Below are 14,122 nucleotides of genomic sequence, written 5' to 3'. Positions count from 1 at the left end.
GATATCTTGACGTCGAGACATCCGCCGCGGAGCTCGCCAGTTAGGGTCACCTAACGTGCTGGTCGTGCGCAGAGTGCGGCAGGATTTGGTCTGAGAAAATGTCTGATGGAGGAGGCGAATCACCGTGTCCGCGAACAGCTTCGGCAGCCGTGACACGCTACGCGTCGGCGACGCGTCATACGAGATTTTCCGGCTGGATGCCGTCGAGGGCGCCGCACGCCTCCCGTACAGCCTGAAGATCCTGCTGGAAAACCTCCTCCGCACCGAGGACGGCGCGAACATCACCGCCGACCACATTCGGGCGCTGGGCGGCTGGGACCCGAAGGCGGCGCCGAGCGTGGAGATCCAGTTCACGCCCGCGCGCGTCATCATGCAGGACTTCACCGGCGTCCCCTGCGTGGTCGACCTGGCCACCATGCGCGAGGCCGTGCGTGACCTCGGTGGCGACCCGGCCCGCATCAACCCGCTCGCGCCGGCCGAGATGGTCATCGACCACTCGGTCATCGTCGACTACTTCGGCCACCCCGACGCCTTCCAGCGCAACGTCGAGCGCGAGTACGAGCGCAACCGCGAGCGCTACCAGTTCCTGCGCTGGGGCCAGACCGCCTTCGACGAGTTCAAGGTCGTCCCGCCCGGCACCGGCATCGTCCACCAGGTCAACATCGAGCACCTGGCCCGCGTGGTGATGATCCGCGACGGCAAGGCCTACCCCGACACCTGCGTCGGCACCGACTCCCACACCACCATGGAGAACGGCATCGGCGTCCTGGGCTGGGGCGTCGGCGGCATCGAGGCCGAGGCCGCGATGCTCGGCCAGCCGATCTCCATGCTCATCCCGCGCGTGGTCGGCTTCAAGCTCAACGGCAAGCTGCCCGCCGGGGCCACCGCCACCGACCTGGTGCTCACGATCACCGAGATCCTGCGCAAGCACGGCGTCGTCGGCAAGTTCGTGGAGTTCTACGGCGAGGGCGTCTCCTCCGTGCCGCTGGCCGACCGGGCCACGATCGGCAACATGAGCCCCGAGTTCGGCTCCACCTGCGCGATCTTCCCGATCGACGGCCAGACCGTCGACTACCTGCGCCTGACCGGCCGCTCCGAGGAGCAGATCGCGCTCGTCGAGGCGTACGCCAAGACCCAGGGCCTCTGGCTCGACCCGTCCGCGCCCGAGCCGGTCTTCTCCGAGTACATCGAGCTCGACCTCGGCACCGTCGTGCCGTCCATCGCCGGCCCCAAGCGCCCGCAGGACCGCATCGCGCTGTCGGCCGCCAAGGCCACCTGGCGCCACGACGTCCAGAACTACGTGAGCGACGACCTCGACGAGGAGGGTGAGGAGACCTTCCCGGCCTCCGACGCGCCCGCCTCCAACGCCCGCGCCAACGGCGGCCGGCCGCACAAGCCGGTGGCGGTCACGCTGGCCGACGGCACCTCGTTCGAGATCGACCACGGCATCGTCTCGATCGCCGCGATCACCTCGTGCACCAACACCTCCAACCCGTACGTCATGCTCGGCGCGGCGCTGCTGGCCCGCAACGCCGTCGAGAAGGGCCTGACCCGCAAGCCGTGGGTCAAGACCTCGCTGGCCCCTGGCTCGCAGGTCGTCACCGGCTACTTCGAGCGCTCGGGGCTCCAGCCGTACCTCGACAAGATCGGCTTCAACCTCGTCGGCTACGGCTGCACCACCTGCATCGGCAACTCGGGCCCGCTGCCGCCGGAGATCTCCGAGGCCGTGCAGGCCAACGACCTCGCGGTCACGGCCGTGCTGTCGGGCAACCGCAACTTCGAGGGCCGCATCAACCCCGACGTCAAGATGAACTACCTGGCCTCGCCGCCGCTCGTGGTGGCGTACGCGCTGGCCGGGACCATGGACGTCGACCTCGACACCGAGCCGCTGGGCCTCGGCAACGACGGCGAGCCGGTCTACCTGAGGGACATCTGGCCGTCGCCGGAGGAGATCTCCGCGGTGGTCAACTCCTCCATCGGCCGCGACATGTTCGAGCGCGACTACGCCGACGTGTTCAAGGGCGACGACCACTGGCGCTCGCTGCCGATCCCGACCGGCGACACGTTCGAGTGGGACCCGTCCTCGACCTACGTCCGCAAGGCCCCCTACTTCGACGGCATGCCGTCCAAGCCGGAGCCCGTCACCGACATCGCCGGCGCCCGCGTGCTGGTCAAGGTCGGCGACTCGGTCACCACCGACCACATCTCGCCGGCCGGCTCCATCAAGGCCGGCACCCCGGCCGCGCAATACCTGCAGGCCAACGGGGTCGAGGTGAAGGACTTCAACTCCTACGGCTCGCGGCGCGGCAACCACGAGGTGATGATCCGGGGCACGTTCGCCAACATCCGCCTGCGCAACCAGATCGCGCCGGGCACCGAGGGCGGCTACACCCGCGACTTCACCCAGCCCGACGGGCCGGTGTCGTTCATCTACGACGCCTCGGTCAACTACGCCGCGGCCGAGACGCCGCTGGTGGTGCTGGCGGGCAAGGAATATGGCTCCGGCTCCTCGCGCGACTGGGCGGCCAAGGGCACGGCGCTGCTGGGCGTGCGCGCGGTCATCGCCGAGTCGTACGAGCGCATCCACCGCTCCAACCTGATCGGCATGGGCGTGCTCCCGCTGCAGTTCCCCGAGGGTGCCTCGGCGCAGTCGCTCGGGCTGACCGGCGAGGAGACCTTCGACATCACGGGTGTCGAGGAGCTCAACTCCGGCGGCATCCCGAGCACCGTGCACGTCAGGGCCGGCGAGGTGGAGTTCGACGCGGTGGTGCGCATCGACACGCCGGGCGAGGCCGACTACTACCGGCACGGCGGGATCATGCAGTACGTTCTTCGCTCGTTGCTCGCGAAGTGACTTCCCGGGCTCGCGCGCGGTCATGAGCCGCGCGGGGGCCGGGATCCCTTGGCCGCTCGTTGAAGCCGGGGGTGGGGCGTGATCCTCACGCGCCCGTATCGGGGGAACCACCCGACACAAAGAAGAGCCGCCCGGCGGGACAACCCCCGCCGGGCGGCTCTTCGTCATCGGGACATCGTCCGGTAGCGGTGGACGGACAGCGGCAGGAAGACCGCGAGGATCGCCAGCGACCAGATCAGGCTCGCGGCCACCGGGTGCTGGAGCGGCCAGGCCGAGGAGACCGACGTGGGGTTGCCGAACAGGCCGCGGGTGGCGGCCGCGACGGCGCTCATGGGGTTCCAGTCGGTGACGGGCTTGAGCCAGGCCGGCAGCCCCTCGGTGGGGACGAACGTGTTGGCCAGGAACGTCATCGGCATCAGCCAGCCGAACGTGGCCGCGTCCGCCTGCCCGCCGCTCTTGGCCCACAGGCCGATGTACGTGCCCATCCAGATCATCGCGAACCCGAACAGCGCCAGCAGCCCGAACGCCCCCGCCGTCGCCCCCAGGCTCCCGTGCGCCCGCCACCCGGCCAGCAGCACTCCGGTCAGCACCATGGCGGACAGCGACAGCAGGTGCAGCGACAGGGCGGCCACGCTCCGCCCGACCAGCACGGCGCTGCGGGCGATGGGCTGGGCGCGGAACCTGTCGGTGATCCCGCGGGCCATGTCCTCGGCCACGGTGGTGGCGGCAGAGGTGGCCGTCATGGCCATGACCTGCATGAAGATGCCGGGCATGAGGTAGTCGCGGTAGTCGCCGCCGCCCGGCAGGGTGATCGCGCTGCCGAAGACGTAGCCGAACAGCACGGTCATGATCACGGGGAACACCAGGAATCCCGCGATCTCGCCCGGCTGGGCCTTCAGCCGCGAATAGGTGCGGCCCGCGATGGTGAGGGAGTCGTTCAGGGTCCAGCGCAGCGTCTCGTACATCGCTCCGGCTCCTTCTCAGGCCGTCAGGTGGAGGAAGACCTCGTCGAGGGTCGGCCGCCGCAGCGCCAGGTCCTCCACGGGGATGCCGGCCGCGTCCAGCGCGCCGGCGATGCGGACGAGCGACTGCGCTCCGTCGGCCGCGGGAACGGTCACCTGCCGCCCCTCGGCGCTCTCGATCTCGGGGGATCCGGCGCCGCGCAGCAGCCGCAGCCCCGCGGCCACGTCCCCCGGCTCCCGGAAGACGACCTGGACCCGGTCGCCGCCGACCTGCCTCTTCAGCTCGGCGGGTGACCCCGCCGCGGCCACCACGCCCTCCCTCAGCACCACGATCTGGTCCGCGAGCCGGTCGGCCTCGTCCAGGTACTGGGTGGTCAGCAGCAGCGTCGTGCCCTCCTTCACCAGGTCGAGCAGCAGCTCCCAGAGCTGCATCCGGCTGCGCGGGTCGAGCCCGGTGGTCGGCTCGTCCATGAACAGCACCGGCGGCGACACGATCAGGCTCGCCGCCAGGTCGAGCCGGCGCCGCATGCCCCCCGAATACTCCTTGACCGGCCGCTGGGCCGCCTCGGCCAGCTCGAACCGCTCCAGCAGCTCGACCGCCCTGCGCCGCGCCTCGGCCCTGCTCAGGTGGTAGAGCCGCCCGAACAGCTCCAGGTTGCGCCGCCCGGTCAGCAGCTCGTCGACCGCCGCGTGCTGCCCGGCCAGGCCGATGCGGAAGCGCAGCCGGGCCGCGTCGCGCACGACGTCCAGCCCGGCGACCTCGGCGCGGCCCGCGTCGGGGCGCAGGAGCGTGGCGAGGATGCGTACGGCCGTGGTCTTGCCCGCGCCGTTGGGCCCCAGCAGGCCGCAGACGGTGCCGGCCGGGACGTCCAGGTCGATGCCCTTGAGCGCCTCGGTGGCCGCGTACCGCTTCCGTAAGCCTTCCGCGTGGATCATGAAGATCCTCCTTAACGCTGTTAAATCTAACAGCGTTAAGGATGCATTGAACGTTGTTAAGCTGTCAACCGTGGCACTCGAAAAAGGCACCATCGTCGCGACCGCGCTACGGCTCCTCGACGAGGCCGGGCTCGACGGGCTGACGCTGCGCCGGCTCGCCGGCGAGCTGGGCGTGCAGGCCCCGGCCCTCTACTGGCACTTCAAGAACAAGCAGGAACTGCTGGACGCGATGGCGGCGGCGATGATGTCCGCGCACACCTCCCGCCCCGCGCTGAGCGAGCCGGCCAACTGGCGGGAGTGGATCGCCGGCTACGCGCGCGCCGACCGCGCGCTGCTCAACTCCTATCGCGACGGGGCCAGGCTGGTGGCGGGCACGCGGCCGTCGTCCGAGCTGTTCGCCGTCGTGGAGCGGGCGATCGAGGGGCTGGAGGCGGCGGGGTTCAGCGCCGGGGACGCGGCGCGGGGGCTGTTCACGGTGAGCGGGTACGTGGCCGGTTTCGTGCTGGAGGAGCAGGCCGACCGGACGCGTACGGACGAGGAGCGCGGCATGCCGGACATGGAGGAGTTCCAGGCGGCCTATCCGCGGCTGATGGCGGGCCTGGCGGAGGTCGGCGACCCGCAGGGCGACCTGTCGTTCGAGGGCGGCCTGCGGCTGATCCTCGACGGGATGGGGCTGCGCCTGGAGGCTCAGGACACCTTGGCGGCGGGCGCGGACCAGGTGTCGCAGGCGGAGGGGGAGACGGCGCGGTAGCCGCGCTGGAGCCAGTAGACGCGGGTGGCGCCCTTGCCGTGGCTGCGGTAGCCGTCCTCGTCGCCGCTGGCCCGGGTGGCGTCGAGCAGCGCCGCCCAGTCGTCCGCGCCGCGCCGCAGGGACCCCCACACGCTGCCGAGGAACACCCCGGACAGGCAGTCGGCCTGCAGCTCGAAGCGCCGCTTCAGCTCGCCCTGGCGGTCGGTCCCGATCTTCGCCTTGTACTGCCGCCAGACGCCGAGCCGGCTCTGCAGGTGGTGCCCGTACTCGTGGGCGGCCACCTTGAACGGGTAGAGATCGGTCCTGTTCTCGATCCACCGGCCGGTGAGGGGGAACACCAGGGTCCCGCGCTCCATGCAGTAGAAGGCCGCCGCCTGCTCGGGCCAGGGCACGCCGCACACGGTGCTCTCGGGGTCCTCGTAGTACCGCACGACGGGCTTGCCGAACGCCCATCCGGCCCGCCCGAAGTACGCAGCCCACGACTTGTCCAGACATTTCACGACTGCTGCGAGGTACTGCCGGGTCCGCGGAATCCCCCCGTACGTGATCGCCGTCTCGGGGCAGGCGGTGTCACGCAGCTTCCCGGCCTTCTTCGTGAACGGGTTCGTGACGGGGGCGGCGTGGGCCACCTGGGCGGGCACGCAGACGGCCGCGAGGATCGAGACGAGGGCGAGAGCGCGCTTGAACGGGAGGAACTGCACAGAGGGCAGCTTAACGATCAGCGGGCCCACTCCCGCAGTGGCGACGGCCACGGAGAGTAAAGGTGATTGACTCTCGCCCATGACTGATGCGGCATTGGTGCTAATTGTTGGCGGTTTGGCGGTCTTTGTCGGGGCGATCGTCCAAGGCGGGGTGGGGTTCGGCCTCGGGCTGGTCGCCGCTCCCGTGCTCACCATGCTCGACCCCCACCTCATGCCGGGCGCCATCCAGGTCGTCAACGTGACGCTCCCGCTGTTCACGCTGGCCGCCGAATGGCGGACGGTGGACTGGCGCGGGCTCGGGTTCGCGGTGCTGGGGAGGGTGCCCGGGGGCGTCATCGGCGCGGTCATCGTTGTCTATGTTTCGCCATACGCCAGAGGTGTCTTCGTCGCCGTCATGGTGCTCGTCGCGGTGGCGCTGACGGCCAGGGCGCTGAGCGTGCCGCGCAACGGGGTGACGCTCGCCTCCGCCGGGTTCGTCTCCGGCATCACCGGAACGGCGACCGGCATCGGCGGCCCGCCCATGGGCCTGGTGTACCAGCACGCCAAGGGGCCGCAGATCAGGGCGACCCTGGCGATGTTCTTCTTCCTGAGCGCCGCCCAGTCGCTGGTCATCCTCGCGGTCGTGGACGAGCTCCCGGCCCGGGCGCTGACGACGGGGGCGGTGCTGATCGTGCCGATGGTGCTCGGGTTCCTGGTCTCGGGGCCGCTGCGGCGCTATCTGGACGGCGGCAAGGTGCGGGTGGCCGTGCTCGTGGTGGCCGCCGCCTCCGCCGTGGCGCTGCTCGCGCAGAACGTGATCGCACAGCTCACGTGAGACCGAAGACAGGAAGATTCGGCTGACGTTTCTGGATTGTTACCCGAAACAACAAACTCCCGGCCCAAAGGGGCTTCCAAAGCAGGCCATCCCGGAATACGTTGCCGCAAACAACATTCATCCGGGCCCCTCCGGAAGAAAGGACCCTGCACCATGCGCAAGGGGATCCTCAGCCTGACCGCCGCGGCAGCCACGCTCGCCCTCGGTCTCACCGCCTGCGGGGGCGACGGCGGACAGACCACGACGGCGACCTCGTCGGCCTCAGCCCCAGCGGCGGCGAAGGCCGGGAAGATCGGCGTCATCCTGCCGGACAGCAAGTCCTCGGCCCGGTGGGAGACGGCGGACCGCAAGTACCTCGAAGAGGCGTTCAAGGCCGCCGGCGTTCAGTACGACATCCAGAACGCCCAGAACGACAAGACGGCCTTCCAGACCATCGCCGACCAGATGATCACCAACGGCGCCACCGTCCTGATGATCGTGAACCTGGACAGCGGCAGCGGCAAGGCGGTCATCGAAAAGGCCAAGTCCCAGGGCGTGGCCACGATCGACTACGACCGGCTGACGCTCGGCGGCGGCGCCGCCTACTACGTCAGCTTCGACAACACCAAGGTCGGCACCCTGCAGGGCGAGGGCCTGAGCAAGTGCCTGACCGACAAGAAGGCCAGCAAGCCCATCGTGGCCTACCTGAACGGCTCGCCGACGGACAACAACGCCACCCTGTTCAAGCAGGGGTACGACGGCGTGCTCAAGCCCAAGTTCGACTCCGGCGAGTACGTCAAGGGGCCCGACCAGGCCGTGCCCGACTGGGACAACACCCAGGCAGGCACGATCTTCGAGCAGATGCTCACCCAGCAGCCGAAGATCGCCGGCGTGCTGGCCGCCAACGACGGCCTCGGCAACGCCGCCATCACCGTGCTGAAGAAGCAGAACCTCAACGGCAAGGTGCCGGTCACCGGCCAGGACGCCACCGTCCAGGGCCTGCAGAACATCCTCGCCGGCGACCAGTGCATGACCGTCTACAAGGCCGTCAAGAAGGAGGCCGACGCCGGGGCCAAGCTCGCGGTGGCGCTGGCCAAGGGCGAGAAGCCCACGGCGAGCGGCAGCGTCAAGGACCCCGAGAGCGGTCAGGACGTCCCCTCCGAGCTGCTCGAGCCGCAGGCCATCTACCTCGACAACGTCAAGGACGTGGTGGCCGACGGTTACGTGACCAAGGAGGAACTGTGCACGGGTGACTTCGCCAAGAAGTGCACCGACGCAGGCATTCAATAGGACCAAAGGGGGCGCGGCCGGACCGGTCGCGCCCCCTCTTAGGGAGCCCCATGACCCCCCTCCTTGAAGTGCGCGGGATCGACAAGAGCTTCGGCCCGGTGAAGGTGCTGCACAAGGTCGAGTTCGAGGCGTACGCCGGCGAGGTGACGGCCCTGGTCGGAGACAACGGCGCGGGCAAGTCGACGCTGGTCAAGTGCATCGGCGGCATCTACCCGATCGACGCCGGCGACATCCTGTTCGACGGCAGGCAGGTGCACGTCCACAGCCCCCGCGACGCGGGCGAGCTCGGGATCGAGATCGTGTACCAGGACCTGGCCCTGTGCGACAACCTCGACATCGTCCAGAACATGTTCCTCGGCAGGGAGCGCAAGAACGGGTTCCTGCTCGACGAGGACAGCATGGAGGAGCTGGCCGAGAAGACCCTCAGCGGCCTGTCCGTACGCACGGTGAAGTCCATCAGGCAGCAGGTCTCCAGCCTGTCCGGCGGGCAGCGGCAGACCGTGGCCATCGCCAAGGCCGTGCTGTGGAACAGCAAGGTCGTCATCCTCGACGAGCCGACCGCGGCGCTGGGCGTGGCCCAGACCGCGCAGGTGCTGGAGCTGGTGCGCAGGCTGGCCGACACCGGCCTGGCCGTCGTGCTCATCTCGCACAACATGAACGACGTCTTCGCCGTCTCCGACCGGATCGCGGCGCTCTACCTCGGCAGGATGGCCGCCCAGGTCAAGACCGCCGACGTGACCCACGCCCAGGTCGTCGAACTGATCACCTCAGGCCGCAGCGGGGAACTCGGCCTCAAGAACGGGGTCACCCCATGAGCAAGGTCAAAGAACTCCCCGGCGAGGCCATCGCCGCCGCGACGCAGTCGCCGTCGATCGGCAACAGCTTCCTCGCCTACGTCGAGCGCGTGCGCGGCGGGGACATGGGCGCGCTGCCCGCCGTGCTGGGACTCGTGGTGCTCTGCACGGTCTTCGCCGTCGCCCGCCCCGCCTTCGTCACCTCGATCAACTTCGCCAACCTGTTCACCCAGGGCGCCGCGATCACGCTGATCGCGATGGGCCTGGTGTTCGTGCTGCTGCTCGGCGAGATCGACCTGTCCGCCGGCTTCGCCAGCGGCGTGTGCGCGGCGGTGCTCGCCGTCTCGCTCACCAGCCTGGGCCTGCCCTGGTACGTGTGCGCGCTGGCCGCCGTCGTCACCGGCGTGATCATCGGCGTGGTGCTCGGCACGCTCGTCGCCAAGGTCGGGATCCCGTCGTTCGTGGTCACGCTGGCCGCCTTCCTGGCCTTCCAGGGCCTGGTCCTGGTGCTGGTCCAGGAGGGCACGAACATCTCGATCCGGGACGACGTGATCGTCGCCATCGCCAACAAGAACCTGCCGCCCTGGCTGGGCTGGGCGCTCTACGCGGCCTGCGTGGTGGTCTTCGCCGCCGTCCAGCTCCTGCGGGCCAGGAAGCGCACCAAGCGCGGGCTGGTCGCCGACCCGATGTCGCTGATCGCCGCCCGCGTGGGCGCGCTGGCGGTGCTGGCCGGGCTCGCCGTCTACGTGCTCAACCTGGAGCGCAGCCGCAACCCGGCGCTGGTCTCGCTCACCGGCGTGCCGATCGTGGTGCCGATCATCCTGGCGCTGCTGGTCGCGTGGACCCTGGTGCTGCGCCGTACCGCGTTCGGACGCCACCTCTACGCGGTCGGCGGCAACACCGAGGCCGCCCGCCGGGCCGGCATCCCGGTCGACCGGATCAAGATCAGCGCGTTCGTGATCTGCTCCTCGATGGCCGCGATCGGCGGGATCGTGGCCGCGTCCAGGGCCAGCTCGGTCGACCCGAACACGGGCGGAAGCTCCGTCCTGCTGTACGCGGTCGGCGCGGCGGTCATCGGCGGCACGAGCCTGTTCGGCGGCAAGGGCAGGGTGCTGGACGCCGTGCTCGGCGGCGCCGTGGTGGCCGTCATCGAGAACGGCATGGGTCTGATGGGGTATGGGGCCAGTGTGAAGTACCTGGTCACGGGGTCCGTCCTGCTGCTCGCCGCGGGCGTGGACGCCCTGGCCCGCAAACGGGCGTCGGCCGCTGGTCTAAGGTGATCAGCGACTCTCAGCCCCCGAAGGAAAACCAGACGATGCGTGCCGGCCCCTCCCAAGAGGACATCAGGCGCCACAATCTCGGCGCGCTGCTTCGCCATGTCCATCTGGGCGGGCCGATCTCGCGCGCCGAGCTGACCTCGAGGATGGGGCTCAACCGCAGCACGATCATGGCGCTGACCTCGGACCTCACCGCGGCCGGGCTGGTGCGCGAGGAGTTGCCCCGCGAGACCGGCCGCGCGGGGCGGCCCTCGCTCGTGGTGCGGCCGGAGTCGGCCCGGGTCTACGTGTTCGCGTTCGACGTGGGCCCCGACCGGCTGGCGGTGGCGCGCGTGGGGCTGGGCGGGGTGATCCTCGACCGCCGTGAGACGGCCCGCGAGCGCGGGAAGTTCGAGCTGGACGAGCTGACCGGGGTGCTGGCCGGCTTCGCCAGGCAGATGCGGCGCAAGACCAGGGACGACACCGTCTGCGTGGGCGCGGCGGCGGCCGTGTCCGGCGGCGTGCGCAAGGCCGACGGCGTGGTGCGGTTCTCGCCCAACCTGCTGGCCGAGGAGATCCCGTTCGGCGAGGAGCTGGGCCGCCGGCTCGGCCTCGGGTTGCCGGTCAGCGTGGGCAACGACGCCAACCTGGCCGCCCTCGCCGAGCACAGCCGGGGCGTCGGCGCCGTCGTCAGGGACCTCATCTACCTGCACGGCGACGTCGGCATCGGCGGCGGCATCATCGCGGGCGGCCATCTGCTCGGCGGCCACGACGGCTACGGCGGCGAGGTCGGCCACATGGTCGTCAACCCCGGCGGGCGCGCCTGCGGCTGCGGGTCCCACGGGTGCCTGGAGGCGGAGGTGGGGGAGCGGGCGCTGCTGGAGGCCGCGGGCCGCATCGGCCCCGGGCAGCACGGGCGCGACGCGGTGCGCGCCGTGGTGGAGGCCGCCGACCGGGGGGACATCGGGGCGCAGGACGCGCTCAAGAAGGTCGGCGACTGGCTCGGCCTCGGCGTCGCGAACCTGGTCAACATCTTCAACCCCGAAATGGTCATCTTCGGGGGCATCCTCCGCGAGATCTACCTGGGGTCCGCCGCGCGGGTGCGCAGCCAGCTCGCCCTGCACGCGATGGCGCCGCAGCGGGAGCGGCTGAGGCTGCGCACGGCCTCGCTCGGGGACGCCGCCCCGCTGGTGGGCGCGGCCGAGCTGGCCTTCGCCAACGTCCTGGCCGACCCCCTGGAGGTCCTCGCCCGGGCCACCGCCTAGACCCCCGTCAGCCGACCTTCGACCTGGCGGCCGTCCAGGTGTTGCAGAAGCCCGTGGCCCCGCCGCGGTAGCCGCGCTCCTGCCAGAAGGCGAGGTTGCGGGGCTTGCCGTGGATCTCGCTCTCGTCGGCCCTGCGCACCGCGTCGATCCAGTCGTCCCATTCGATCCCCGGCTTGATCGACTCCAGCGTGGCGCTGTACAGGACGCCGGCGAAGCACTCGGCCTGCATCTCCAGCCGGTGGCTCAGCAGGGCCCGCGCGCTGTCGGACGCCTGCGAGAACAGCGCGTTCTGCGCGTCCAGCACCCCGATGAGCTGCTGCACGTGATGTCCCCACTCGTGGGCGACGGAGTGCGCGATGTTCATCCTGAAGGGGTCGCGCAGGTCGTGCCTCATGATCCGGATGGCGATCGTGCGCTGCTCGGGGCAGTACTGCGCGCCGTTGCTGGTGATCTCCCCGCAGACGGAGTCGCTCCCCGTCGTGATCGTGACCTCGGGCGGCGCGTACGGCAGCCGGGCCTGCGCGAACCGTTCGGCCCAGAAGCGGTCGGCGCACGCGGCCATCGCCCGGTAGAACGCCTTGAGCGAGGCGACGCTGCCCGGACGGATCTCCGGGACCTCGCAGGTCTGCGCGACCACGTCCCCGCCCATGTCCCCCAGGAGGCCGGCCTGCGCGATACGCGACGCCGCCCAGGCCGGCCCGGAAAAATGCCCGGAGAACAGCAGCAAACCCGCGACCATGCCCGCTAAGAGGGATATGCGCACGATCGCGGATCTTAGAGGACTTCTACGACACTTGGGACTTCGGGGCGTTCCAGGTGTTGCAGCCGCCGGCCGACTCGGTGTCGAAGCCGCGCTTGAGCCAGACGCCGGTGTTCTTGGCGTTGCCGTGCGTCTTCTCGCCCCAGTTGTCGACCTTCACGCCGATGGCGGACAGGTCGAGGCCGGTGCCGCCGTTCCTGACCCAGTAGTCGAACTCGGACTGCTGGCGGCCCAGCGAGTGCCAGACGCTGCCGGTGAACACGCCGGACAGGCACTCCGCCTGCAGTTCGAGCCGCCGGCTCTCGTCGAGCACCCGGGCCTCGTTCTTGCGGTTGTAGGGCGTCATGACCTTGAACATGCCCGTGAGCTGCTGGATGTGGTGGCCGTACTCGTGGGCCAGGACCAGCATCAGCATCAGGTCGTTCTGTTCCTCGACGAGGTTGGAGCTGGCGAAATAGGTGATCTTGTTGTTGGTCGAGCAGTACAGGGCCTGCACGCCGCCCTCGGGGAACTTGCCGCACCCGGTCTGTGCGCCGGGCTTGGCGATCACCTGCATGGTGGGCTTGGTGAATTTGAAGCCGGCCTTCTTGACCTTGGGCTCCCAGGCGGCGTTGAGGCAGTCGAGCACGACGTTCAGGTAGCCCTTGACCTCGTCCAGGGTGCCGGACTGCACCTTCGGCTCCGGACACGAGTCGAAGCCGAGCTTGCCCGTCTTGTAGATCGGGCTTTTCGCCAGCACGGGCTTGTATGCCGGCGCGGCGGTGGCCGCGTGGGCCGTTCCGGCGAAGAGCAGGCTCGCCATAGCGCCTGCCATAAGCGCCAATCGGGGGATACGCATGAGAAGGCACCCTATTGAATGTGGAGTTCCAGGTAAAGGAAGATTAAAGCGTGTTTCTGGCCAGGGCGGACCAGGTGTTGCACGCGCCCGGACCGCCGCGGTTGAAGCCCCGCGTCATCCAGGCCGCCTGCGTCGGCCCCCTGCCGTGGTCGTTCTGGGGCCAGCCCTTGGCGCCGTTCTTCCTGAACCAGTCGACCGTGTACGCCCAGTCGGCGTCGGTGACCAGTGCCGTTCCCTTCATCGTGCTCATGAACACCGAGGAGAAGCACTCCGCCTGCAGTTCTGAATTGCGCGAGAGCTGCAGCCGCTTGGCCTTGCCCGCGACATTCCTGGCGGTCCAGTAGTAGTTCCAGATGCCGGAGATCTGCTGGACGTGGTGGCCGTACTCGTGGGCGATCAGGCGGGTGATGCCCAGCGGGAAAGGGTTGCGCAGCTGGTCCCTGCTGATCATCAGGTACATCGTGCGGTCCGTGGAGCAGTAGACGCCGTCGGCGCCGGTGTTCCACGTGCCGCAGGGCGTCCTGACCTTGGTGGTGATGATGCGCAGCCGCGGCTTGGTGAAGGGCAGCCCGGCCTTGCGGAACTGGGCGCCCCACGCCTTGTTGAGGCAGTTGGTCACGCGCGTCAGGAAGCGCCGGTACGCGGTCATGCTCCCCGCCGGCAGGTCGCCGGGCGCACAGTTGACGTCGGTCAGGCGCCCGGTCCGGTACAGCGGGTTGGCCGTCGCCAGTGCCCGGCCGATCGAGGGCGCCTTCTTCGACTCGCTGGAACCCTTGGCCGGAGGGGAGGAGAGTTGCTGGGCCGCCCCGTTCCGCGACTCCGACGAGGGAGTGGCCACGCCGGCCAGCACGACCACCAAACCGGCCGCTGCCAGGGCAAGCGCCAGCATGGCGACCACCAGCGCCACGATTTTGCTTTTGGG

The 14,122-nt window shown here is 69.8% G+C and carries 13 protein-coding genes; 7 read left to right on the top strand and 6 right to left on the bottom strand.

Annotated features, from left to right (window positions below; translation table 11 throughout):
- Nucleotides 1-124: 124 nt before the first annotated feature.
- Nucleotides 125-2,854, top strand: a complete 2,730-nt coding sequence (gene acnA, locus H4W80_RS20275; protein ID WP_192786530.1) for an aconitate hydratase AcnA — start codon at nucleotides 125-127, stop codon at nucleotides 2,852-2,854.
- A gap of 164 nt (nucleotides 2,855-3,018) precedes the next feature.
- Here acnA and H4W80_RS20270 read toward each other — a convergent pair whose 3' ends face one another.
- Nucleotides 3,019-3,819: an ABC transporter permease gene (locus tag H4W80_RS20270; RefSeq protein ID WP_192786529.1), complete on the bottom strand. Its 801-nt coding sequence runs from the start codon at nucleotides 3,817-3,819 to the stop codon at nucleotides 3,019-3,021.
- Nucleotides 3,820-3,834: 15 nt separating this feature from the next.
- Nucleotides 3,835-4,752 (bottom strand): ATP-binding cassette domain-containing protein, encoded by a 918-nt coding sequence (locus tag H4W80_RS20265; protein ID WP_192786528.1) that lies wholly within the window; start codon nucleotides 4,750-4,752, stop codon nucleotides 3,835-3,837.
- 70 nt (nucleotides 4,753-4,822) lie between these two features.
- On the opposite strand from H4W80_RS20265, the gene H4W80_RS20260 reads away from it, so the two are divergent.
- Entirely contained in the window at nucleotides 4,823-5,503 is a 681-nt protein-coding gene (locus tag H4W80_RS20260; RefSeq protein WP_192786527.1) for a TetR/AcrR family transcriptional regulator C-terminal domain-containing protein, read from the top strand.
- On the opposite strand, the gene H4W80_RS20255 is transcribed toward H4W80_RS20260, so the two are convergent.
- The gene (locus tag H4W80_RS20255) at nucleotides 5,440-6,204 is read right to left on the bottom strand and encodes a neutral zinc metallopeptidase (RefSeq protein ID WP_192786526.1); all 765 of its coding nucleotides are present in this window, start codon (nucleotides 6,202-6,204) and stop codon (nucleotides 5,440-5,442) included. The two genes, H4W80_RS20260 and H4W80_RS20255, sit on opposite strands and share 64 nt — an antisense overlap.
- Nucleotides 6,205-6,319: 115 nt before the next feature.
- Here H4W80_RS20255 and H4W80_RS20250 point away from each other — a divergent pair, with 115 nt between their 5' ends.
- From H4W80_RS20250 to H4W80_RS20230, 5 genes are all read left to right on the top strand, one after another.
- Entirely contained in the window at nucleotides 6,320-7,018 is a 699-nt protein-coding gene (locus H4W80_RS20250) for a sulfite exporter TauE/SafE family protein (RefSeq protein WP_225963562.1), read from the top strand.
- A 153-nt stretch (nucleotides 7,019-7,171) separates the two neighbouring features.
- Nucleotides 7,172-8,287 (top strand): sugar ABC transporter substrate-binding protein, encoded by a 1,116-nt coding sequence (locus H4W80_RS20245; RefSeq protein WP_192786524.1) that lies wholly within the window; start codon nucleotides 7,172-7,174, stop codon nucleotides 8,285-8,287.
- Between the two features lie 50 nt (nucleotides 8,288-8,337).
- Nucleotides 8,338-9,102: an ATP-binding cassette domain-containing protein gene (locus H4W80_RS20240; protein ID WP_192786523.1), complete on the top strand. Its 765-nt coding sequence runs from the start codon at nucleotides 8,338-8,340 to the stop codon at nucleotides 9,100-9,102.
- A complete protein-coding gene (locus H4W80_RS20235; RefSeq protein ID WP_192786522.1) occupies nucleotides 9,099-10,361 on the top strand; it encodes a sugar ABC transporter permease in 1,263 nt (420 codons plus the stop codon). Before H4W80_RS20240 ends, H4W80_RS20235 begins: the two co-directional genes overlap by 4 nt.
- Before the next feature lie 35 nt (nucleotides 10,362-10,396).
- The gene (locus H4W80_RS20230) at nucleotides 10,397-11,602 is read left to right on the top strand and encodes an ROK family transcriptional regulator (protein ID WP_192786521.1); all 1,206 of its coding nucleotides are present in this window, start codon (nucleotides 10,397-10,399) and stop codon (nucleotides 11,600-11,602) included.
- Between the two features lie 7 nt (nucleotides 11,603-11,609).
- Here the strand turns inward: H4W80_RS20230 and H4W80_RS20225 are convergent, their stop codons facing one another.
- The 3 genes from H4W80_RS20225 to H4W80_RS20215 form a co-directional block, all read right to left on the bottom strand.
- Complete coding sequence (locus H4W80_RS20225; protein ID WP_192786520.1) at nucleotides 11,610-12,365, bottom strand: neutral zinc metallopeptidase; 756 nt, start codon at nucleotides 12,363-12,365, stop codon at nucleotides 11,610-11,612.
- Between the two features lie 22 nt (nucleotides 12,366-12,387).
- Entirely contained in the window at nucleotides 12,388-13,164 is a 777-nt protein-coding gene (locus H4W80_RS20220; protein WP_192786519.1) for a neutral zinc metallopeptidase, read from the bottom strand.
- 79 nt (nucleotides 13,165-13,243) lie between these two features.
- Nucleotides 13,244-14,107, bottom strand: coding sequence for a neutral zinc metallopeptidase (locus H4W80_RS20215; protein ID WP_192786518.1), 864 nt, complete (start codon nucleotides 14,105-14,107; stop codon nucleotides 13,244-13,246).
- Between the last annotated feature and the right edge of the window lie 15 nt (nucleotides 14,108-14,122).

Source organism: Nonomuraea angiospora, from assembly GCF_014873145.1.
Lineage (GTDB): Bacteria > Actinomycetota > Actinomycetes > Streptosporangiales > Streptosporangiaceae > Nonomuraea > Nonomuraea angiospora.
Note: the sequence above shows the minus strand (reverse complement) of the source record. Positions and strands in the feature narration are given on the sequence as shown.

Coding starts and splice junctions, on each gene's coding strand:
- H4W80_RS20240 (WP_192786523.1), top strand. CDS start 8,338: ATGACCCCCCTCCTTGAAGTGCGCGGGATCGACAAGAGCTTCGGCCCG.
- H4W80_RS20235 (WP_192786522.1), top strand. CDS start 9,099: ATGAGCAAGGTCAAAGAACTCCCCGGCGAGGCCATCGCCGCCGCGACG.
- H4W80_RS20270 (WP_192786529.1), bottom strand. CDS start 3,819: ATGTACGAGACGCTGCGCTGGACCCTGAACGACTCCCTCACCATCGCG.
- H4W80_RS20220 (WP_192786519.1), bottom strand. CDS start 13,164: ATGGCGAGCCTGCTCTTCGCCGGAACGGCCCACGCGGCCACCGCCGCG.
- H4W80_RS20265 (WP_192786528.1), bottom strand. CDS start 4,752: ATGATCCACGCGGAAGGCTTACGGAAGCGGTACGCGGCCACCGAGGCG.
- H4W80_RS20230 (WP_192786521.1), top strand. CDS start 10,397: ATGCGTGCCGGCCCCTCCCAAGAGGACATCAGGCGCCACAATCTCGGC.
- H4W80_RS20245 (WP_192786524.1), top strand. CDS start 7,172: ATGCGCAAGGGGATCCTCAGCCTGACCGCCGCGGCAGCCACGCTCGCC.